Annotated in this window: 24 protein-coding genes and 1 other annotated feature; of the genes, 1 reads left to right on the top strand and 23 read right to left on the bottom strand. The window is 43.2% G+C overall.

From position 1 onward, the window contains the following. The first annotated feature begins 57 nt into the window (after positions 1–57). On the top strand, positions 58–1,812 hold the full coding sequence (locus ACZ449_RS09240; protein ID WP_464260736.1) for an Rqc2 family fibronectin-binding protein: 1,755 nt from the start codon (positions 58–60) through the stop codon (positions 1,810–1,812). On the opposite strand, the gene pyrR is transcribed toward ACZ449_RS09240, so the two are convergent. The 23 genes from pyrR to ACZ449_RS09125 all read right to left on the bottom strand — a co-directional run bounded on the left by pyrR (position 1,799) and on the right by ACZ449_RS09125 (position 22,521). Then, positions 1,799–2,362, bottom strand: a complete 564-nt coding sequence (gene pyrR / locus ACZ449_RS09235) for a bifunctional pyr operon transcriptional regulator/uracil phosphoribosyltransferase PyrR (protein WP_464260735.1) — start codon at positions 2,360–2,362, stop codon at positions 1,799–1,801. The genes ACZ449_RS09240 and pyrR overlap by 14 nt on opposite strands. A gap of 4 nt (positions 2,363–2,366) precedes the next feature. Continuing rightward, positions 2,367–3,290 carry an RluA family pseudouridine synthase gene (locus ACZ449_RS09230; RefSeq protein ID WP_464261845.1) on the bottom strand — a complete coding sequence of 308 codons (924 nt, stop codon included), beginning with the start codon at positions 3,288–3,290 and terminating at the stop codon, positions 2,367–2,369. 36 nt (positions 3,291–3,326) lie between these two features. After that, positions 3,327–3,797: a signal peptidase II gene (gene lspA, locus ACZ449_RS09225; protein WP_464260734.1), complete on the bottom strand. Its 471-nt coding sequence runs from the start codon at positions 3,795–3,797 to the stop codon at positions 3,327–3,329. Positions 3,798–3,900: 103 nt separating this feature from the next. Beyond that, on the bottom strand, positions 3,901–4,605 hold the full coding sequence (locus ACZ449_RS09220; RefSeq protein WP_464260733.1) for a TVP38/TMEM64 family protein: 705 nt from the start codon (positions 4,603–4,605) through the stop codon (positions 3,901–3,903). 614 nt (positions 4,606–5,219) lie between these two features. Further along, complete coding sequence (locus ACZ449_RS09215) at positions 5,220–5,894, bottom strand: TraR/DksA C4-type zinc finger protein (RefSeq protein WP_464260732.1); 675 nt, start codon at positions 5,892–5,894, stop codon at positions 5,220–5,222. An 18-nt stretch (positions 5,895–5,912) separates the two neighbouring features. After that, positions 5,913–6,440 (bottom strand): nitroreductase family protein, encoded by a 528-nt coding sequence (locus ACZ449_RS09210; RefSeq protein ID WP_464260731.1) that lies wholly within the window; start codon positions 6,438–6,440, stop codon positions 5,913–5,915. 23 nt (positions 6,441–6,463) lie between these two features. Further along, positions 6,464–6,790: a DUF5665 domain-containing protein gene (locus ACZ449_RS09205; protein WP_464260730.1), complete on the bottom strand. Its 327-nt coding sequence runs from the start codon at positions 6,788–6,790 to the stop codon at positions 6,464–6,466. A gap of 76 nt (positions 6,791–6,866) precedes the next feature. Beyond that, complete coding sequence (gene ileS / locus ACZ449_RS09200; protein ID WP_464260729.1) at positions 6,867–9,662, bottom strand: isoleucine--tRNA ligase; 2,796 nt, start codon at positions 9,660–9,662, stop codon at positions 6,867–6,869. 132 nt (positions 9,663–9,794) lie between these two features. Beyond that, positions 9,795–10,010: a binding site (T-box leader), on the bottom strand. A 45-nt stretch (positions 10,011–10,055) separates the two neighbouring features. Continuing rightward, entirely contained in the window at positions 10,056–10,361 is a 306-nt protein-coding gene (locus ACZ449_RS09195) for a DUF167 domain-containing protein (RefSeq protein ID WP_464260728.1), read from the bottom strand. Between the two features lie 2 nt (positions 10,362–10,363). Then, complete coding sequence (locus ACZ449_RS09190; RefSeq protein ID WP_464260727.1) at positions 10,364–10,816, bottom strand: DivIVA domain-containing protein; 453 nt, start codon at positions 10,814–10,816, stop codon at positions 10,364–10,366. A 21-nt stretch (positions 10,817–10,837) separates the two neighbouring features. Further along, positions 10,838–11,632 (bottom strand): YlmH family RNA-binding protein, encoded by a 795-nt coding sequence (locus ACZ449_RS09185; RefSeq protein ID WP_464260726.1) that lies wholly within the window; start codon positions 11,630–11,632, stop codon positions 10,838–10,840. After that, on the bottom strand, positions 11,632–12,444 hold the full coding sequence (gene proC / locus ACZ449_RS09180) for a pyrroline-5-carboxylate reductase (RefSeq protein ID WP_464260725.1): 813 nt from the start codon (positions 12,442–12,444) through the stop codon (positions 11,632–11,634). Before proC ends, ACZ449_RS09185 begins: the two co-directional genes overlap by 1 nt. Before the next feature lie 23 nt (positions 12,445–12,467). After that, a complete protein-coding gene (locus ACZ449_RS09175) occupies positions 12,468–12,923 on the bottom strand; it encodes a cell division protein SepF (RefSeq protein WP_464260724.1) in 456 nt (151 codons plus the stop codon). Between the two features lie 20 nt (positions 12,924–12,943). Continuing rightward, positions 12,944–13,612 carry a YggS family pyridoxal phosphate-dependent enzyme gene (locus ACZ449_RS09170; RefSeq protein ID WP_464260723.1) on the bottom strand — a complete coding sequence of 223 codons (669 nt, stop codon included), beginning with the start codon at positions 13,610–13,612 and terminating at the stop codon, positions 12,944–12,946. 229 nt (positions 13,613–13,841) lie between these two features. Beyond that, complete coding sequence (locus ACZ449_RS09165; protein WP_464260722.1) at positions 13,842–15,008, bottom strand: ABC transporter substrate-binding protein; 1,167 nt, start codon at positions 15,006–15,008, stop codon at positions 13,842–13,844. 273 nt (positions 15,009–15,281) lie between these two features. Continuing rightward, positions 15,282–16,430, bottom strand: a complete 1,149-nt coding sequence (locus ACZ449_RS09160) for an NAD(P)/FAD-dependent oxidoreductase (protein WP_464260721.1) — start codon at positions 16,428–16,430, stop codon at positions 15,282–15,284. Continuing rightward, positions 16,423–16,698 (bottom strand): (2Fe-2S)-binding protein, encoded by a 276-nt coding sequence (locus tag ACZ449_RS09155; protein ID WP_464260720.1) that lies wholly within the window; start codon positions 16,696–16,698, stop codon positions 16,423–16,425. Before ACZ449_RS09155 ends, ACZ449_RS09160 begins: the two co-directional genes overlap by 8 nt. Beyond that, complete coding sequence (locus ACZ449_RS09150) at positions 16,667–17,191, bottom strand: NADH-quinone oxidoreductase subunit I (RefSeq protein WP_464260719.1); 525 nt, start codon at positions 17,189–17,191, stop codon at positions 16,667–16,669. Before ACZ449_RS09150 ends, ACZ449_RS09155 begins: the two co-directional genes overlap by 32 nt. 1 nt (position 17,192) lies before the next feature. Beyond that, positions 17,193–18,302, bottom strand: coding sequence for an NAD(P)/FAD-dependent oxidoreductase (locus ACZ449_RS09145; protein ID WP_464260718.1), 1,110 nt, complete (start codon positions 18,300–18,302; stop codon positions 17,193–17,195). Beyond that, positions 18,299–18,604, bottom strand: coding sequence for a (2Fe-2S)-binding protein (locus tag ACZ449_RS09140; RefSeq protein WP_464260717.1), 306 nt, complete (start codon positions 18,602–18,604; stop codon positions 18,299–18,301). Before ACZ449_RS09140 ends, ACZ449_RS09145 begins: the two co-directional genes overlap by 4 nt. A gap of 214 nt (positions 18,605–18,818) precedes the next feature. Beyond that, positions 18,819–20,573 carry a sigma-54 interaction domain-containing protein gene (locus ACZ449_RS09135; RefSeq protein ID WP_464260716.1) on the bottom strand — a complete coding sequence of 585 codons (1,755 nt, stop codon included), beginning with the start codon at positions 20,571–20,573 and terminating at the stop codon, positions 18,819–18,821. Positions 20,574–20,741: 168 nt separating this feature from the next. Beyond that, entirely contained in the window at positions 20,742–21,554 is an 813-nt protein-coding gene (pgeF, locus tag ACZ449_RS09130; RefSeq protein ID WP_464260715.1) for a peptidoglycan editing factor PgeF, read from the bottom strand. 28 nt (positions 21,555–21,582) lie between these two features. Next, positions 21,583–22,521, bottom strand: coding sequence for a DUF1848 domain-containing protein (locus ACZ449_RS09125; RefSeq protein ID WP_464260714.1), 939 nt, complete (start codon positions 22,519–22,521; stop codon positions 21,583–21,585). Positions 22,522–22,565: the final 44 nt, after the last annotated feature.

The raw sequence follows: 22,565 nt of genomic DNA, 5'->3' as shown, positions 1-22,565 counted from the left end.
ATAGCGTGAGTGTTATACTATTGGAATATTGTCTTATGTTTTTGCGGAGGTTATGTTATGAATATTGATGGATTCTCGCTTGCACCGCTTGTAGGTGAGCTTAATGCAGCGCTCACTGGCGGACGTGTTGATAAAGTGTTTCAACCAGACCCTTACTCACTCTTACTATGGGTGCGTCAGCCAGGAGAAAACCTGCGTTGCTTCCTATCGGCAAACCCCGAGCGCCCAAAGTTACTGATTACAACAGCTGTGCCAGAAAATCCGGCTGTGGCTCCTACTTTTTGTATGTTACTCAGAAAACACCTGGAAGATGGGCGCATTGCAAGTATCGAACAGCATAGTCTTGACCGTATTGTCAATATCAATATTGATGTACGTGGCGAAGGCGGACGAATTTTCACCAAATGTTTAGTCGTTGAAATTATGGGGAAATATAGCAATATTATTTTACTGCAAGACAATATTATTATTGATGCCATAAAAAGAGTTAGTTCTCATGTAAGTCGCCATCGTCAGGTTTTGCCTGGAAAAGAGTATATTTACCCGCCCGGCCAAGATCGACTGAACATCCTAGATATTGATTCTGCTCAATTCATCCGGCAGGTATTGGCTGCGCCTGCCACTTCACTAAGTAAAGCTATTATTGCTACAGGCATTGGTCTTGGTCCGCTTACAGCAAGAGAAATTGCCTGGCGTGGTGGTTTTTCCCCAGACATTCACATGAACGAACTTGATCCTGCCGATGAAAATGCACTAAGTGAAGCAGTCGAAAGTATTGCCAGCCCGGTCAAGAATGGTTTAGTAACACCGACGGTTGTAGTTGAGGGACAGAACAAGCCGCTGGCTATTGCCGCATTTGTTCCCGAACATCTTCGTCAGTATAACCTGCATGATTTTTCTACGATGAGTGCGGCTGTCGATTTTTTTGATAAATTCAAAGGGCGTCCAGCCTTACCTGCAAAAGAAGTATTGACTAAGCTGATAACGTCAGAAATAGCAAAGTTAAATCGTAAACAAACTGTTTTAGCAGAAGAATTGTCTCAGGCTGAAAACGCTGATGAGCTCAGAAAGTGCGGAGATATTCTTATGGCCAATCTGTATATTGTCATTCCCGGAGCTAACCAACAGGCTTTATTAGATATATATAGCGAGACAAGCGAAACACAGGAGATCATTATTAACCTCAATCCGACGCTGTCAGCCATCGAAAATGCGCAGCAATATTACACTAAGTATAATAAAGCTAAACGATCTGAAGAGCATTTGATCGGGCAGCTTCGAGAATGTCAGGCAGATATTACCTATCTAGAGAGCATTGCCGTAGCCCTTTCCCATGCCGATGCTAGTATCGAGATAAGTGAAATCCGTCAGGAATTAGTCAATGCCGGCTACATAAAAGCAGCTGACAAACGACGTTTGTCAGCTGCTTTATCATCACCGCTTTCTGCGATAACTACCGATGGTTTTACTCTTATTATTGGTAAAAATAATCGTCAAAATGATTTAGTGACCTTCAAACAGGCTCGTCCAGATGACATCTGGCTGCACACAAAAGATATTCCAGGTTCACATGTTATTATTCGCAGTGAAAACCGAGAAGTCTCACAACAAGCAATCAATGAGGCCGCACAATTAGCCGCTTATTACAGCAAAAGCCGTCAGTCGGCCAGTGTTCCTGTCGATTATACAAAACGCCGTTATGTACGCAAACCTTCAGGTGCAAAACCAGGATTTGTTATTTATGACCATCAAAACACTACTTATGTAACTCCAGAGGAGACGCTTATTTGTAAATTACTTAATCCTCAATGATTTCTTTAATAACAACCTGCTCACTGCTATCTATTGAAGTCAGCTGCACGCTGACTATTTCTTTGCTTGAGGTTGGCACATTTTTACCAACGTAATCAGCTCTAATTGGAAGTTCACGATGGCCGCGGTCAATTAGTACAGCCAATTGAATAGCAGATGGCCGACCAATGTCCATAATGGCATCAAGTGCTGCCCGTACTGTTCGTCCAGTAAATAAAACATCGTCAATAAGTACAACTTTTTTATCATTAATGGAAAACGGAATTAGCGTCTCGTGAACGATGGGCTGATAAGCCAATGTGGATAAGTCGTCTCGATATAAGGTAATGTCCAGTACCCCAACAGGTAGGTCAACTCCTTCGATTCGTTTGATTTCTTCAGCTATTCGCTGGGCTATTGGAACACCACGTGTTCTAATACCAACTAGTGTTACATCACTAACTCCTTTATTGTGTTCGACAATCTCATGGGCAACCCGGGTCAAGGCTCGCTTGATAGCTTGGGAATCCATGATGATGGCTTTATCTAGCATAATAACCTGCTTTGCCATATTATTATGTCTCCTCTCTTTTATCTTGTAATTGTTTAAGTATAATAGCCATATCTGGCGGCAGCGGCGTAGTAAATAGCATGTCCTCCCCGGAAACGGGATGTTTTAGTGACAGTTCCGCCGAATGCAACGCCTGGCCCTCTATCGCAAATCGTTTTTTATCAGGACCATATTTGGGATCGCCCACAACAGGGTGACCGATATACTGCATATGCACTCTAATTTGGTGAGTGCGTCCTGTCTGTAATTTGCATTCAACTAATGTAAAGTTAACAAACCTTTCAATAACGCGAAAACGCGTTATTGCTTCTTTGCTGTTACTAAATGTGACGGCCATTTTTTTTCGGTCAGAAGAATGTCGTCCAAGAGGAGCATTGATAATCCCCTGTTCTTCGGCAATGTTCCCATGAACAATAGCCAAATATTTGCGGCTGGCCGTGCGGTTTTTAATTTGTTCAGCAAGAGCAAGATGGGCGCGATCATTCTTAGCAGCTACCATAACACCAGAAGTGTCTTTGTCTAAACGATGCACGATACCTGGACGGATTTCACCATTGATACCTGATAAGTCCTGACAGTGATCAAGCAATGCATTAACTAAAGTACCTTGGTAATTTCCGACTGCCGGATGAACAACCATACCGCGAGATTTGTTGACAACAATAATATCGGCATCCTCGTAAATGATGTCAAGCGGAATCTTTTCCGCGACAATCTCCACTGGTTTAGCTTCAGGAAAACTAACACTTATGGTATCATCCGCCTGCGCTTTATAGTTAGCTTTCGATGTTTTACCATTCACCATTACCAAACCATCAGAAATAAGTTTTTGCAAATGCGAACGGGACAGTTCCCCAAAACGGTCTGCTAATAGAACATCTAGGCGAACTCCCTGTTCTTCGGCTGTAGCTTTAAAGTTAGACGTAATGTTGCTAGCTTTTTCATTTTGTTCCACAATATCATCCTATCTTGAGTTTTCATGGTTTTCTGTTGGAAAAGGCATAAACACAAGGGCATAAATAACACAACCAACGCCTGTTACAATGGCAATATCGGCCAAATTAAAAACCGGCCAAATACGGAAATCAAAAAAATCTACCACATACCCGGTTTGCACTCGGTCAATAACATTGCCAATAGCCCCACCTGAGAGCAGACTTAGACCTAGACGCATAAGCCGGAAGGGTTCCGGAATATGTTTTAAGAAATAAACGGTAAGTCCCAGCATTACGAGTGCAATCGCAATAAAAAGCATTCTTTGATTTTCTAAAATACCAAAAGCCGCACCAGGATTTAATACATAGGTAATATGAAATATACCATCCACCACAGGTATAGACATTCCTGGCAGCATCTGGCCCTGAATATACTGCTTTGAGCACTGGTCAATAAGTATTATTGTTGTTGCAATGGCTGCTACTAGTGATATTGGCACCAATCTTCTCTCCTATTCTTACACCAATTGTATAAACTATGATAACATGATACCTGAAAATTTCCAAACATAAAAAGCACAGCAATAATTGCCGCGCTGTGGTTTACCTATCTTTTGGGAAAGTGAAATAACGCTCAATAGTACTACGGTAGTAGTAGACTAGTAGGCCTGCCACTATTAAAAATGAGGTAATAGCGGCTACTGCTTTAATATTATGGGAAAGGTTTTGTCCAAGTATTGAATAAAGCACAATGGCTGGTGTTTGACCGATAGCTGTCGCGGTAGCGAACTCACCTAATGTAAGTCTACTAAGGCCGGATCCATAACTAATAACTTTAAAAGGTACTATTGGAACTAGTCTGGTGATAAATACAGCTATGATACCATGGCGTTTAAAAAAGGTATCTGTAAAATTTATGTACTTATGGCTGACAAATCGTTCGATTACCGGACGTCCATACCAGCGGGCAATTCCAAAGTCAAGGACTGCTCCGAAGAGTGCTCCTGTCCAGGAATACAGGGCGCCGTATTGCCATCCGAATATCCAGGCATTGGTGATAGTAATGATAATTCCAGGAACTAGTGGAACCATTGACTGAAGCGTCATTAGCATAATACTAGTTGCAGGGGCCCATATACCGTAGGATAAAATAAACTGGCGTAAGCCTTCAAAATTACGGCATCTTAGATAGGAAATGCCTTCAGCAGCAAATTCACGTATTCCGGGAAAGAAAAAATAAGCAGCTATAGCAAGTCCTAAAATACCAATTTTGGTCATCATTATGCATTTGGATTCAGGACTAGTCATTTAGCAACCTCCTAGGTGTTAGGCTTTTGCTATACCTACTATTCGTTTGCGCAGCTCAGAAGGTGAATAAGATATCAACCCAAATAGTATACCCTATTGCATAGTTTATAATTATACACACGCAACCAAAATCCTGCATTCATAAGAAAAACCGCTAACGCGGCCTTTTAATCTTCAGCTATAGTCCACGATACCGTTATTTTTTTGCGTACTTTGAGTACTTTGCGGTAACAATCCTTAAAATGGGATGGGCTTGGCTTTTGGCTAGTTCTTTAGATTTGCACATATCAGATAGTTTGTTAATCGAATACAAGGTGAGGTCCTTTTACTTTTGGCATTGCCCCAAAAGTAACAAAAGGTCTAGGCCCCAAGCCTCCAAAAGCTGAAAAGCCGGACGATATTCCTAAAATCCGTAAACTCGCTACGCTCAGACAGTACGGATTTCTTAACGGAATACCGCCCGGCTTTTCTCCTGCGGAACGCTTTTTCCGGCAAAGGCCAAGGGGTTACGGAATTACGAGGGTTCCTGGACGCAAACACAGTACAGCCACCTGTTCCGGGTTTCGTATTTGGAAAGTTACTTTCTATCCGGACAAGTAAAGAAACCGAGCTGGTCATTGCCCGGTTTCTTTTTCTTCTATCCGTCGTTTTTTAGCGTGTTGACTATTACTTCCAGGTTCATTAGGGATAGCATCAGTTAATTCAACAATACCTTGGTGTTCATTACTATTGGCAAATAGAGATTTATAATTATATGAGCCGGGGATGTCCTGCGGTGTATCGGAACTACCATAGCGTGCGACATCCTGCCAAGCGTCCTCCCCATCATAGCCGACAGAATCAACGCTGTCAGAGTCAAGAAAACTACGATGAAATGGTGGCGCAAGTGACTCTTCTTCCAGCGGGCGGGGTGTAACGTCCGTCTGTTCTGCATCCTCTTGGCATTTCCTGCACTGAGTGGCCCAAGGAAGCGCTTCAAGCCGCTCTGTTGCTATTTCAGCGCCGCAATTGTCACAACGTCCGTAAGTTCCTTGATGAATTTTATCTAGAGTTCGCTCGACACTGCGTAAGAGCACGCGCTCATTGTCTCTTAGTCCCAAATCCTTACCACGCTCAAAGGTTTCACTACCTAAGTCAGCCGGGTGATTATCATAAGCCGACAATTCACCAGTTGTATTAGATAATGCAGCACGCAGGCCATTATCTTCTAACTGCAAAATGGTATGAACTAAATCTCGTCTTTTTGCTTCCAGCTGTAGTTTGAATTTTGTTACTTGTTCAGGGCGCAAGATAAAAAGGCCCCCTTATCAATGAATAAACTTAACGACTTCATTCAATCGCAGCCGTTCTTTATATTCTTTTGGTTGTTCACCACTATAACCTAAACAGACCATAGCTACAGCTCGAAGGCGAGGCGGAGCTTCTACGGCCTCTTGGACTGTTCTTTCATCAAAAGCACCGACCCAACAGGCAGCAATACCCAAACCTTCCGCTGCTAGGAGAAGGTTTTGTGTAGCAGCCGCTGAATCTTGTAGACAATTTAACTGGGCACCACGTTCGCCATATCTTTCGTTGGAACGGGCGGGGTCAGCTAAAATGACAACAACGGTGGGTGCGTCGCTAATTTGTTCTTGATCAAAGGACGCCGTAGCCAGTTTTTCTTTTACCGAAGAGTCTTGTACTACATAAAAATACCAGGGCTGTAGGTTACCGGCACTAGGTGCCATATTACCTGCTTCTAAAATTCTTGTTAGTGTTGGCTCAGGAATTTGTTCAGACTTGAAATTTCGAACACTGTGACTTTCACGGATGCAGTCAAAAATGTCTTTTGTCACGCGCCATCCTCCTTGGATTGGAATTAGAATGTTCCGTTTTTAGTTTCAACAAACCGGAGAATATCGGCAATGAAACCACCGATACCCGGTATATTGAGCATAATCAGCTGCTTGAGAAAAGCAAGTAATAAGGCAAACACCAAGCTGGCTCCAATGGCAATACCTAAGCCACGGGCAATACCGGCCACAAAATTAGTGAAAATCAGCTTAGCCGGACGTTCCAGCATCTCCATATAAGCAGCAATTCTCATAGCCTCTAACCGATTGACCAGCCGTTCTAGCTGTTTGGCCATAAATTCGGGCTGATCTTTAGCAGTCTTCGTAGTATTTACCGGATGTTTATTGTCCATTCAATAGTCCCCCACCTATATTATTATTACCCGGTGAACAAAAAAAAACCGGGATTAGGCTCCCGGTTTATCCTGCTTACATGTTTTTTACTACAGCAGCGCACCGATGACAAAGAGAAGGATGCTCTTTGTCCTGGTTCACTGTCGGGCTATAAATCCAACAACGTTCGCATTTGACGCCTTGGGCCGGAGCCACAGCAACTGCAAGTTGCATGTCGGCGACCCGGTAGGCTTCACCCGGAGCTTGTTCAAGTTTATCAGATAAAGTTACTTCAGACACAATGAGGAGCGTAGCTAAATCATTCTTGATGGCTGAAAGTGCAGTCAATTCCTCATCTTTAGCGTAAAGATTGACGGCTGCATCCAAGGAGTGCCCAATAACCTTGTTACGGCGGGCTGTTTCAAGTGCCTTGGTAATTTCACCACGTATTTCAAGTATTTTTTCCCATTTAGTTGCGAGCGCAGTATCCAGATATTCAGGGTGAGCTGCAGGCCAACTAGTTAACTGCACACTTTCCGCGCGGTTTGCTTCTTTGGGCATGTATTGCCACACTTCTTCAGCAGTAAAGGTTAATACTGGAGCTACCACAGCAACCAGGGTGTTAAGAATTTCATACATAGCCGTTTGCGCAGCGCGGCGTTCAATTGAAGTCGGTAGCGCAGTATACACACGGTCTTTTAAAATATCAAGATAAAAAGCGCTTAGGTCTACCGTACAGAAGTTATGAACCGTGTGATATAGTAGATGGAATTCGTAATCTTCATAGGCTTGAGTGACTTTAGTCCGAACTTGTTCTAAACGCATCAACGCCCAACGGTCAATCTCCAGTAACTGATTATAGGAGACTTTGTCAGTATCAGGGTTAAAGTCATGTAAGCTACCTAGAATATAGCGGAAAGTATTACGAATTTTACGGTATACTTCAGACAATTGCTTAAGGATTTCGTTTGAAATCCGGATATCGGCTGTATAATCGGCTGATGCTACCCAAAGGCGCAGAACGTCAGCACCATATTTTTTGATAACTTCCTGCGGGTAAATAACATTGCCAATCGATTTAGACATTTTACGGCCATCACCATCAACCACAAAACCATGGGTTAACACTGCTTTGTAGGGTGCTTTTCCCTGGGTGGCTACTGCGGTTAAAAGAGAAGATTGGAACCAGCCGCGATGCTGGTCACTGCCTTCCAGATATAAATCGGCCGGCCACTGAAGCTCTTCGCGTTGTTTAAGTACAGCAGCATGACTGGAACCACTGTCAAACCACACATCCATAATGTCAGTTTCTTTCCGGAATTCGCCATGCCCACAATGCGGACAGGTAAAGCCTTGCGGTAAAATTTCCTCGGCTTTTTTGGCCCACCAGGCATCAGAACCTTCGCGACGGAAAAGTTCTTTGACTGCATCAATTGTTTCATCATTAATTATATGTTCGTTACACTTGGTACAGTAGAAGATCGGAATAGGAACGCCCCATACCCGCTGACGTGAAATGCACCAGTCATGCCGGTCTGCTACCATATTGTGGATACGATCTTTTCCCCAACTAGGAATCCACTTAACTTCCTCATCAATGATTTTAAGCGTTTGGTTCCTAAATCCATCAATCGAAGCAAACCATTGCTCAGTAGCGCGATAAATAATCGGGTTCTTGCAACGCCAGCAATGAGCATATTGATGTCTAATGGAACCTTTGCCTAATAATAAGCCGCGCCCAGCTAGTTCTTTTATTACAGGTACATTCGCATCAAACACATCCATACCGGCAAATTGACCTGCTTCAGCAGTGAACTTACCAGTAGCATCAACAGGACTGATGATTGGCAGTCCGTATTTCATACCTACTTCAAAGTCTTCTTGGCCATGGCCAGGAGCAGTATGCACACAGCCAGTACCTGTTTCCAGGGTAACATGCTCCCCTACAATAATAGGCGCCTCACGTTCTAAGAAAGGGTGGTTGAATCTCATACCTTCAATGGTAGCACCTTTCATGGTAGACAGGATAGTGTATTCCCCTAAATTATTATTCTTAACAACTGTTTCTACCAACTCAGTGGCTAAAAGATAAATTTCATTATTAATTTCTACCCAGGCATATTCAATCTCCGGATGAATACAAATAGCAACATTTGCAGGAATTGTCCAAGGGGTTGTTGTCCAGATAACAGCATACACGTTTTCGCGGTCAACACCAACAGGCAAATTGCCTTTGTCATCAATAAGCGGAAATTTAACATAAAGAGAGTGTGATTTTTTCTCGGCATATTCAATTTCAGCTTCTGCCAATGCCGTTTCACATGAGGTGCACCAGTAAACAGTCTTTAGTCCTTTGTAAATATGACCTTTTTTTGCCATCTCACCAAAAACTTCAATTTGTTTGGCTTCATATTCAGGATAGAGTGTTATATATGGATTTTCCCAGTCACCGGCAACCCCTAGACGTTTAAAATCTTCCCGCTGCATATCAAGACATTCGAGCAAGGCATAGTCCTTACATTCGCGGCGCAAATCAAGTGGATCAAGTTCATGCCGGTTTAAACCGAGAATTTTGATTGCGGCATGTTCAATGGGCAATCCATGTGTGTCCCAGCCAGGAACATAGGGAGCATCAAATCCCTGTAGTGATTTATATTTGATAATAATATCTTTTAGAATTTTGTTTAAAGCAGTACCGATATGAATATTACCATTAGCATATGGCGGGCCGTCATGCAAGATAAATTTAGTTTTACCTTTGCTTTGAGCCAATTTTTTTTCATAAATCTGTTTCTCATACCAGTATTCCAACATTTTTGGTTCCCGTTCGGGAAGATTAGCGCGCATTGGAAAATCTGTTTGTGGCAAGTTAAGTGATTTGCTATAATCCAAAATTAGCACCTCCATAAAAATAAGAAAAGACTTGGCTTGTGCCAAGTCCGTTAGGACGCCGACAGAAGCTTTAGTCGTTCAATCCAGGAAAAAGTTAACCTTTCCCTCTGGATAAAAAAACTCTCATCCCTGAAAAGGGACGAGAGATAAGTTCCCGTGGTACCACCCTACTGGCTAATATAGCCACTTTACAACGCAATAACGGGCGTTAGACGGCGGAGCCTACTTGAAAATTTTCAGTCCGCAGTTCGAGAGCGATGTTAAGCTATGATCTTGATTACCAGGCTTGCACCATGCCCCGGTTCGCTGTAAATCGCCATCAAAGCGTGTCTCTGTCATTACTGATAAAATATTATTATGTACGCATATATTATACATGATTGACGAGCAAAGTCAAATATGTAGCAAGATGATAGCAAAAAAATCGGTCTTGGTAACGCCTGTCACCTTAATTACTTTGGAACGGTTACTTTGTCCATTCGTAATCGCGACCGCACTTTTTGCTACATCCAGGAGACTAGCAATAAAGGTAATACAAGCAGTATTGGCTTCGCCATCAACTGGTGGTGCAGTTAGATTAATTTTAAGACAATTCCCCATAATACCAGCAATCTTATTTTTACTTGATCGCGGCTGTACGCGGACTCTAAAAGCAATACCATCTGGCAGCTCTTTAATATCAAGTGGACTATCAGACAAGGCTAGTTTTCATCCTCATCAACATTATTAAGCATTTCCATTTGGGCTTGTAACAGGGTACGCAGACGAGTTCGGAAGACCTGCGATTGTTTTTGCAATTCTTCATATTCCCCAGTCATTCTGCGAACTTTAGACAAGGCCTCATCCACCAGTTTTTGTGCACTAATTTCGGCTTCCTTAATTATGAGTTCTGTTTCTTTTTTGGCATTAAGTTTGACTTCTTCGGCTGTTTCTTGCGCAATAACCAGCGTGCTATGGAGTGTGTTTTCCATATGTTGGTAATGCTCAAGTTTGCTATTAAGGCGCTCAATGGTTTCTTTCAGTTCAATATTTTCGCGATATAGAGTTTCATAATCTTTAATAACCCCATCAAGAAATTCATCAACTTCTTCTTCATTGTAACCGCGAAAACTGCGCTTAAATTCTTTATTATGGATGTCTAATGGTGTTAGCATAACTCCCCACCCCTATTCTAATTACATAAATCGTCTAAGTAAAAGGCTGTATCTGCCCTTTTTCGTTTGCCCAGGAACTTCAATAATTTCTACCCGTCCACGGCCACGCATAGAGATAATATCCCCCACCTTTACAACTTGTGACGAGCTTTTGGCTTCTTGCCAGTTGACTTTCAGTTTGGCTGCTACGATATCTTCTGCCATCCGGGTGCGTGAGGTTCCAAAACCAGCGGCGGCTACCGCGTCTAACCGCAAAGAAGCCACAGTCGCCCGAATTTCCTTGACTTTTTCCTCTTTAACCGGAATATCATCAAGTGATACTGGTGAAACAGAAACCACAGCTTGTCCTACTTCAGTTAAGTTTTTTTCAATAAAGGCGGCCATAGTTGCATCAGCTAAGACATAGCATTGGTCCCCAGCCACAATAATATCACCCAGGATTTCACGTTTAATGCCTAGACCCATAAGTGCTCCAAGCACGTCCCGATGTGACAGATGATAGTACCGACTATCCCAGTTTACCAAAATGGCTTTTAACCCAAAATCAAATGAATCAGCATATTCAAGAAAATCAGTGTCAACAAAGGCAACTTTAACCCGTTCTGCGCTAGAATAGCCACCATTTGTCTCCAGTGATAGCCTATCATAATGGGCAACAATAGTTTCAGCAATGCTTAAACCATAAGGATCGAGAAATTCGCTGACCTTGTATTTGCGGCTTTTGAGCGCAATCTCTGCCAAATCCAAAAGTTTCGCTGCTAGCTCTGCATCGCCTGAAGCTCGGTAGTACCGTAAAATCTTGTCCCGTTCACTCATTACCGTTTTCCCATCTCACGGGATCTTTTGGTGGCAGCAACAACAGCATCAATAAGTGCAGCCCTCACACCCTTTTGTTCCAATATATGGACACCAGCAATAGCCGTACCGCCTGGTGATGTTACCATATCTCTCAGCTTGGCAGGATGTTCATTTGTTTCGAGTATCATTTTAGCAGCTCCCATTAATGTTTGGGCTGCCAACAATATTGATGTCTGTCGAGATAAGCCAACTCTGACGCCAGCATCAGCAAGTGCATCAATTACGACAAACGCATAAGCTGGACCGCTGCCAGATAGGCCGGTAACGGCATCCATAGAATCTTCACTAACAGTAACAACTTGACCAACAGAAGCAAATACTTCGGCTATAGGGTCACTAACTGCTTTTGTTGCATACTTTCCTAATGCCATAGCGGACATACCTTCACCAACAGCAACCGGTGTATTAGGCATAACGCGGATGATTGGTACCCCAGACATTTTACTTTGCAACATATCAATTGGTACTCCTGCTGCCACTGATACCACTATAGTAGTTTTCGTTACAATGGGTGCAATTGTATCAATAACACCAGAAATAACCTGTGGCTTTACTGTTAGAAATAAAATATCAGATTGTTTGACAATTTCCTGACTGTCAAGTGTTGTTGCGATTGCAAAAGAACTGCTCAAGTGCGCCAGACGTTCACTAGAAATATCATTAACCATAATTTGGGACGGCATTACCAGTTCAGCACTTAAAATGCCGCGAATAATTGATTCGGCCATAGCGCCACCGCCGATAAAACCGATCTGTTTATTTATTAACATAACTCCTCCATTTGGCATTCAAACTATTTATTAGCCCAAGGCAAAAATGTCTTATCACTAACATCTTCCCGCGGACTATACGCAACATCAACATTATTGGGGGCACATAGAAAAATATTATTCCCAACTTTTTGAATTTGACCATTTAACGCATAGGTCGTACCACTAATAAAATCAATCATACGTTTGGCAATCTCGGGGTCAGAGCTTTCAAGGTTGACAACTACTGGTTTACGGCTTTTTAGATAATCAGCAATATGTTGAGCGTCATCAAATGAAAAAGGTTCAACAACCATAACCTTAATTTGTTTAGATTGCTGCTGGTTATTATTGCTGCTTTGGGCCATGGGTAGTGAGACCACATTACTGTTTTTGGGTTTGTTTTTTGTTTCGGTCTCCTCTAGTTTCGAACGATCTTCCTCTTGTTCTGATGATTCAAACAGACCAAGACTGCCCCAAACTTTCTCCATAAACTTCATAACTTTCTTTCTCCTCCTTACTATTGACGCGAACCAAATATTCCAGTACCAATGCGAACCAAGTTTGCTCCCTCTTCGATCGCTACCATATAATCATTTGTCATTCCCATAGATAACCATCTAATATCAGTATGTGCCAGATTCAATCCTTTTAATTCGGAATACAACTGATAAAGCTCCTTAAATACCGGACGTACTGTTTCCGGGTTTTCACTATAAGGTGCAATCGTCATAAGACCGCATAACCTGACATGTTCGAGCTGGCTAATACATTTAGCTAATGGTAAGGCTTGACCAATTTCAGTGCCAAACTTGCTTTCTTCATCGGCGATATTAACTTGAATAAGTACATCCTGGCATTTGCCTAGTTTAGCAGCAACCTTATCAATCTCAACAGCTAGATGTTCACTATCGATAGAATGAATGAGATCTGCTAGCGGTACTGCCTGACGAACTTTATTTGTCTGTAGGTGACCAATAAGATGCCACTCAGTTGTTAGACCAGCAGCTTGTATATCAGGATGCTTAGACAGCATTTCCTGAACCCGGTTTTCTCCCACAGCTGTTATTCCAGCAGCAATAGCTTCTATCATAGACGAAACGCTGTTATTTTTGGTAACGGCTACCAGTTTTACTTTGCTTGTATCTATTTTAGTTGCTATTTCCGCAATATTTTGCGCTATAGACATGGCAAACCCTCCATTCAAATAGTTTATTCGCCCACAAACAAAATTTTCCTCTATCAATCACATTATTATTCTATCTTTTTGACGTAAAATATTTTAATAGATATCTAACTGTGTGGGTGAAGCCACTATCGGTGATGGAAAAAAGATCGCCACCTGACTTGAACTAGTCAGATGGTGATCTTTTTTTGCCTTAACAGAAATTATAACGCTCTTAATAGCAGAGTATCTGTTATGGTTTTACAGTCTCTTTATACATTTGCTTGCCATCTTTCAATTCAATAATGACTGCGCTTCTAATTGCGTCGTGAGTCGAAGTCAAACTCATATCACCGCTTACGCTTTTGAAACTTTGAGTTGCTGCTAGAGCTTCCCTAATTTTGGCTGGTTCGGCGCTGTTAGCCCGTTTAATGGCATCTACCAGTAAGTAAGCTGCATCGTAACCCATAGCAGCCATAGAATCAGGAACTTGACCATATTCTTTCTTAAAAGCATCGACAAATGCCTTGGAGGATGGATTAGTATCTTCTATTGAATAGAAGTTAGTGAAATGAGTATTATTTAAAGGTTGGGCACCACCAATTTCTAGCAACTTGGGAGAATCCCAGGCATCACCGCCCAAAAACGGTACAGTAATCCCCATTTCGCGGGCTTGCTTAATAATTTTACCTACCTCTTCGTAGTAGCCCGGAAGATATATAAGTTCTGGATTGAGGGCCTTAATTTTAGTCAGAATAGCCTTAAAGTCTTGATCTTTTTGCAGGTACGCTTCCTCAGCGACAATCTGGCCACCGTTTTTAGTGTAGGAGTCCTTGAAAAACTGAGATAACCCTTTACTGTAATCGCTGGAGTTATCAATCAAGACAACGGCTGTTTTCACTTTAAGACTGTTGATGGCGAAGTTTGCTGCTACTGTACCTTGAAACGGATCTATGAAACAAGCGCGAAATACATAGTCTTTTGCTTTGCCTGATTTTTCGTCAAGGGTAACTTTCGGATTAGTAGTTGCTGCGGCTACAAGCGGGATTTTGTTTACTTCAGCAACTGTTGAACCGGCAATGCCGCAGGAACTAACAGTAAAGCCGGTTATAGCTACTACTTTATCCTGATTAATGACCTTTGTTACAGCATTGGTAGATTCGGCCGGTTCACCCTTATTATCGGCAATTATCGGTTGGATTTGTTTACCGAGAACACCGCCTTTTGCATTGATTTCTTTAAATGCCAATTTTGCACCGTTAGCTGCCGCAGTACCGAATGACGCAGTATTGCCGGTAAGTTCGTACACTACACCGATTTTGAGATCTTTGCTAGCGGTATCGCTGCAACCAGAGACCAAGCCGACCAGCATTACCAGCATGGTTAACAAACAGGACATTTTTAAGCCTAATTTTCTCATAGCTATTTCGTTCCTCCCCTATTATCCCAAATTTCTAAGGATACCATATATCTACCTATATCACCTCCGCAGCGATTATTTATAAAATGGTAGTTGATATAAAAAAAGCTTTTTAGGGAGAAGGAATAAGTATCTCCCCAAAAAGCGCCTTTGCTTATCTTGTATCTAATTTTACTTGGACTTTTGTACATTGTCAATATACATTAAATTATGTTTAGTTGTATATTTGTATATAACAACCTCCCCCATTTTGTAATTAATATTTCGATTTGGTTAGACGACAGAGGGCTCAACAAAAAGTTGGCCACGGGTAAATCTATCGGCGCTGAACATATTTATGGGAATTAATAGTGGCTGCCCCATAACCATCTGGGCCATGAGTTGACCAACAACCGGGGAAATCATAAAGCCGTGGCCGCTGAACCCGGCGGCAGTATAAAAACCTTTGACTGCTGGGTCCTGACCTAGAATTGGTGTGCGATCAGGGCACATGTCATACAGTCCCGCCCACTGACGAATGACGTTAAGGTTAGCCAGCGGCGGCAGTATTTTGGTAATACGAGCAGCCATTTCACTTAAAAACTGCCAACTGGATTTAATATTAAAGGTTTCAGGTTCATCAGGATGCCCAATACCCATAATAAAGCTGCCGTGTGGTGTTTGTTGGCAATATAAGTTGTGGTAAAAACACATTACCATCGGTGTTTGCATAGGCTCAACCGGCTCGGTGACAAGTATTTCGTGCCGTTCGGGGAAGATGGGTAGTTCAACTCCAGCCATACAACCTACTGCCTTAGCGTAGCCACCTGCGGCGTTAATGATAGTGTTTGTTGCAATATCACCTTGTGATGTATGAACTGCAGCTACCTTTCCGGCTTTAACACTGAGGCCAGTTGCTTCGGTATAGGTGTAAAACTTGACTCCCAGTTTGGCGGCCGCTTTAGCATATAGGCTAGTTACTTTGAAAGGGTTAGCGTGGCCGTCTTTAGGGCAGAATGTGGCTCCAAGCAAGCCATCGGTATTTAAATGCGGCACAATTTCTTTGGCTTGGTCGGGTGTCACCCACTGGGCTGGGATGCTGAGCGAATTTTGTAAGATTAGATTCTGTTTAAACTGTGCGACCATTTTCTCAGAATAGGCCAGCAGCAAATATCCGCCTTGTTTAAACTCAATGTCGCCGTCAACTTCCAGAACCTCTGGCAAGTTTTCCAATAGTCGAACGCTTTCCCGGGAAAGCAGACAGTTTGTTTCTGTACCCCACTGCATCCGGACGCCAGCACCGCATCTGCCTGTCGCGCCACTGGCAAGGTAACCGCGCTCAATGACAACAACCTGCCCTGCTCCGGCCTTAGCTAGGTTATAGGCAATAGAACAACCGACTACGCCGCCACCGATTATGACAACATCAGCTTGTTTAATCATGGCTACTTCCTCTGGCTAAAGCCCCGAGGGAGATGGGTGCAGTCGGCGGGCGGAATGACGGCAAGATCACTTCACCAGTCGGTTTGGATAGTGATTTGGCTAATTCTTGCGCGATAAGAGGCATACATGTTCTGCCTTGGCAGGGGCCCATGCCACACCGACACTCGCGTTTTAGTTCTTCTAGCGAATGGTTACCCTGTTCGATACGTTCTTGAATATCAGCAAGCGTGACATCTTCACAGCGACAGATAATTACTGGTTCTGTCATAGTGTTTTCCCTCCTTTGGTGTGGCAATTCCCCGTATGTCCATGGCAAGGTTTTTGGGGACAACAAGCCACAGTACTGTTGTTTTGTTTTTATTTTGCTGCACTCGTTTAACTTGGGCGGTAGCTATTGCTTGGCCTTTTCGGTTTAGTGCGCTGACTTGTTGACCTGGCAGCGGCAAAGGCAAATATTCGTAAGGCAGCTTAAGCAGTGCTTCGTTAGGACTATAGGAATAGTCCACAACAAATATTGAAAGACCCGGACAATGTGCCAGACATATGCCGCAGCCGTTGCATTTGCCTTCGTCAAGTACCGGACGGTTATTAATATCGTCGCCAATGCTTATTGCGCCCTGGGGGCAGGCATCCACGCACGGATTGCAAGGGATATTTTGAAAGCACTCAAATATTGCTGCTGGCCCTTGCTCCAAACGTTCTGGCGAAGGTAGTGTTTCCTTGATCTCATCAGGCGAAGGAATTCCTGTTTGTATCAGCATGTTATATCACCTCAAGCAAGGGGGCCGACTGTTGGCTTAGTGTTACCTTAGCCAGTCCGGCTCGAATTTTGGCGCTGACGCTGCCAGCGCGTAAGGCAGAAAGTTGGTTGTGAGCGTCGGCATATTCTTGGTCAAGCTTGGCATGAGTCAGTCCCAGACTAGCAGCCGCTGCGAGTCCGGCTAACTTGCCTTCCACCATGGCCGCCGAGGCCTCTTCAACCCCAGCCACATCTCCTGCAATATAAATGCTAGGATTAGTGGTGAGTTGATTGGCATCACGCAAAGGGACATAGCCTCCTAATTCAGGTATATAAGACATATTACAGCCGGCTTGCCACAATAATTCAGCGAGTGGTGTCAAGCCAACGGCTAGACAAAGACCGTCTGCCACAATATCAAATTCAGTACCCGGTATTTGCTGCCAGTTTGTATCAAGCTGGCAGACGGTTGCACCGGCCAAAGTCGGTGATCCGTAGGCTTTTTTGATGGTATGTGAGATATAGACAGGAATGCCTGCCCGGCGGATTTTGGCGGCATGTACCAGGTAACCGCCAATTGTTGAAGCAGCTTCCACAATGCCAGCTACTTCAACCCCAGCTTGCAATAATTGATAAGCGACGATGAGACCAATATTACCAGCGCCAACTATTAGTAAACGTTTTCCCGGCATGACCCCGTGCACGTTCATTAGTGTCTGGACAGCACCAGCGCCAAAAATACCTGGTAGATCGTTTCCTGAAAATGCGAGTGTTTTTTCAGATGCGCCAGTTGCAATGATAATTTTCTCGGCTTTTATAGTGATAAATTCATTATGATGCTTGACGGTTAATACGCCGTCTTCCTGGTAGTAGCCAAGCACTGTCGCGTTGTTCCAGGTTGTGACGTTAGGATTAGCTTGAGCTTGTTTTACCAGCATTTCTGCGATATCTACGCCCCGTTCGCCGGCATATTCACTCTTGGAACCGAAAAATTTGTGAGTTTGTTTGACAAGTTGGCCACCCAAGTAGTTGGCTCGTTCCAGGACTAAAACTTTGCCACCTGCCTGACCGGACTTGATGGCCGCCATAAGCCCCGCTGGTCCGGCTCCTACAATAGCAATGTCTATGTTCATGGCAACTTCCCTCTTCCTATTTGAGTTTCGACTATCATACCGTCCTGAAGCGGTTCCACACACACCCTTACATTAGGCATGCCATCAACAACCATCAGGCAGGATGAACAGTTGCCGATTGCGCAAAATAGCCCGCGTGGTCGGTTGAGTTCGTGACTGTGCCTGAGCACGGTGATACCAGCGGCATGCAATGCGGCAGCGATAGGTTCGCCGGCATAGCCTTCAAGCTGCTGGCCGTTAAAGTTAAACTGCACCATTTTTTTTTCGGTAAAGTTTAGGATTGGATGACTAGTAATACGCATAGTAGCACCTCCTTGCCCGTATATATTGCAAGGAACGTGCCAACAACAATTGACGTGAAAGAAATAAGATTGCCACTCGGACGCTAGCTTCAGTTTGTGAAGGTAGAAGGGCTCTATCTTCAACTAACAAGCGCGTGTGTGGCAATCTCGGCTTTAAGTTTGTGTGGAGGTATGGTGGGAATTGTCTAGTGAAACACTGTCAGTTATCTGACAATCATGTCAAATGGTTGACACGAATTCTGCCAACTTCAAGATTAAGTTGACGCATTTTATAGTAGAGTGTACTACGGGGAATGCCTAGCTTTTTAGCTGCAATTACTTTGTTAAAGTTAGCATCCTGAAGGGCTTGTTCTATGAGCGCCCGCTCCAGAGTAGTCAGTTCAGAAATTGTTGTTACCCCGGTAATATCATTTGGTAATATAGCAACTTTTTCTGGGCAGCCTTTTTTAAAGTTGGCTGGTAGATTGGCAATAGTTAAAATATCACTATCGGCAAGAATAACTAGTCGTTCTAAAGCATTGTTAAGTTCGCGAACATTTCCTGGCCAATCGTATTCTAACAATGTCGCCATTAGAGACGGTTCTACTTTGCTTAGGGTTGTGCCTGGATTGTGAATTGACCTATAATGCTTTAGTCCTCGATATACAAGTTCTGGAATATCTTCTCGTCTGGTCCGTAAAGGAGGCAAATGCAGCGTGACTACATTGAGTCGATAGTACAAGTCATCCCGGAAACTGCCACCGGCAATCATGTCTTCTAGGTCGCGGTGTGTAGCTGAAATGATGCGGACATCTACCTGTATTGGTTTATCACCGCCTACCCGGTAGAACGTTTTCTCTTGCAGTACTCTAAGCAGTTTTACTTGCATTTCCTTGGGCATTTCTCCAATTTCATCAAGGAACAGTGTACCGCCGTCGGCGAGTTCTAACAATCCGGCTTTTCCCTTTCTATCGGCGCCGGTGAAGGCTCCTGAGTGGTAGCCGAATAATTCGCTTTCAAATAGGTTGCTTGGAATGGCACCGCAATTAATCTCAATAAACCTGCCTTTGCGGCCACTGGCAGTATGTACAGCGCGAGCGAATACTTCTTTGCCTGTACCGCTTTCGCCTCGAAGTAGTAGCGACGCATTTGTTGCAGCAACTCGTCTGGCCATACTGATGGCCGCCACTATTCCGGGACTATGACCGCAAATACTGCTGAAGGCGTCGGCAACTGCACTGATTTTATCAATTTGGTTCTCTAGGGACTGCACTTTACGGCTAGTGCGCGTGAGTTCTTCGTTAAGGTTTACGACCTCAGTGATGTCGCGCTCGGCAGACACGCCGCCAACCACTTTACCGCCCACCAAAATGGGAGCGGCATTAATAAGTACATGTGTATCTGAACAGGGTCTATGATACTGGTTTTTAACAGTAATTTGTTCAGCAACAGTTTTCTTTACCAGCAAATTTGTAAAAAAATCATCTATGTGATTGCCCAAAATTTCACCCGCGATAATACTATATAGCTTTTCCGCACGTTTGTTCCAGACCACGACTTTGCCAATTTTGTCAATCACACACACTGATTCACCGACAGTATCTAGGACAGCCGCCATTTGTGCCTGTTGCAGATACTGATTTGTAATCATCGAGCTAAAAAGGATTTCAGGAGTGCTGAGTGCCACGATTTTTCCGTCCGATTCAAACAACGTGTCATTTCTGACCAGGTCAATAGGTAAACTCTCAATACAGGCTGATAAATGTACTGCTGGCATTATAACGGCATCAAATACGGCAATGTCTTTGACATGTTTTCCTGAATTATCCAGTTGTTTAGCAGTAATATAGCCCCATTTATCATCTACTTGCACGAGGCCAGCAACACGATTGTTATCACTGAGATCGGCAGCAATATCGACAACTAATGCTAAAGGGTCGAGAAAAGTTAGTTTGTTGGCCACGATATCCTTTACGCGTAAAAACTGCATAGGGTATAACCTCCTGATAGGCAAAAAAGCGCCCTGTCTCCTAAAAAAGAGGAAACAGTAGCGCCTTTGCTGTGTCAAATATTTGACGTTTATTCTAGTATAACTGGCTATTGCAATATTTACAAGAACAAAGATGTTTTTAAAAAGATAAATAGTTACAAACCTGCATTATAAAGCTATAATGGCGCCAATACGTCCTGTTCGTCCGGCTTCAGCACGATGAGAAAAGAAAATTTCAGTGTTACAGGCAGTACATACGTCGCATACAGTGATATTATTGTCTGGTACCCCGATTTCTCTAAGTTGGTGGCGGTTGGCTTCCCATAAATTTAGTCGCCAATGGTTACTGCGCGGCTCCACAAGTTCTTCCCAGTTAGCAAAGTTAACTTTTAGCTTATTAATCACGACTTCATCTACTTCATAACAACAGGGGCCAATGGATGGTCCAATTCCTACAAGGCAGTCTGAAGGGTTAGTGGTATACTGCTGTTGCATAGCTAATAAGGTTTTTTGCGCGATTTTAGCAACCGTGCCTTTCCAGCCAGCATGGCTAATGCCAATTGCCTTGGCTACCGGGTCAACAATTAGCACCGGTACACAGTCAGCGAAAAATAACATAAGTGGCAGCCCTGGCACATTAGTGATAAGCGCATCTGTACCTTTGATAGCTTCACGATAGTGTTGAGCACCGCGACCGGCATCTGCTATAGTAACTTGTTGCACTACATCACCATGTATCTGTTCCGCAGTGACCACTTTGTCTGGTGGTAGACCTACCGCTTGACAAAAGAGCTGTCTGTTATGCCATACCACTTCAGCGTTATCGCCAGTATGTAATCCTAGATTTAGACTATTAAAAGGCGCAATGCTGTGACCGCCTAGCCGTGTAGATACACCATGCCTAATGCCTACTGCAGCAAAGCTGGTGAATATTCCATACCAAACTTTATTAACACTTTGTTTCAACATGAATTCACCCATATGGTAACCCTCCGTAAAATAATTTTATTTAAAATAGTATTATTTGTGAATTCTTCAAGGTTTTGGACGCTCGTTCTGTAATGTTATCGGTTATACAGGGTCTGCCAATAAGCAGGGGTGAGTTGATATCGTGCCGATTCTTATTTGCAAGCACCGCCTTTTCGCTGGAGGTTGCATAACAATAAACACAACCATGCAAACAGCAGTCGTAGGCACCAATGTCGATGCTATCAATGCACTGGCAAAGTTCGCGCTGTCCTTTTACCTTTTTCACATCAATAGCATTGCCAATAATCGTTTCAATGGTGTACTTATTAATGCAGGCGGAATGCCCTATACCAAATTGACCAAGTTCAATTTGCTCGGAGCAGGTTTCAAGGGCGATGTTGTTTAGTTTTGCAATCTTAGCAAATTCTTCGGCGATTTTGAGCATAGTCTGAGTATCACATTCTCTGTCAACAATACTCTTTGTACGTTTTTTGATTTTATCGTACACATCAACATAACTAAAAATACACTTGTTGGTATACCCTTTGAGCAAATGGCACATCTTTGTAAAGGCATCAACATGATACTCTACCGGAAACTGTTGACTGACAATAATAGGGTCATAGCGCCATACAACCCTATTATTACCTATTTTATCACTGAGTGCTTTAAAGCTATCAACAACCTTTGCTTTATCAGGCAGATTGTATTCGATACTTTTGCCGTATGGAGTCATCGTCCATTGAAAATAATACAGATAGCCCATCGCATCTATACTATCCAACTTATCCATCATAGGTGCTGCATTTTTTGTCCAAAATACAATACAATCTACTGTCTCATTGCCAAGGAGTATCTTACTGATTTGTCTAGAATTCATCGGATTTCTTACATATACATAACCGGCTTTCAATCGATTCACAAACCATTTCGAATAGAAGGCCGGTATATCGGTTCTTCTGCTCGCGCTGATTATCATTTTTTAAGACTCCTACCTCTATAAACGCACTAATTCAGTTATGA

Source organism: Desulfosporomusa polytropa, from assembly GCF_055380075.1.
The sequence above is the reverse complement of the archived record's forward strand: the minus strand, read 5'-3'. Positions and strand labels throughout refer to the sequence as shown.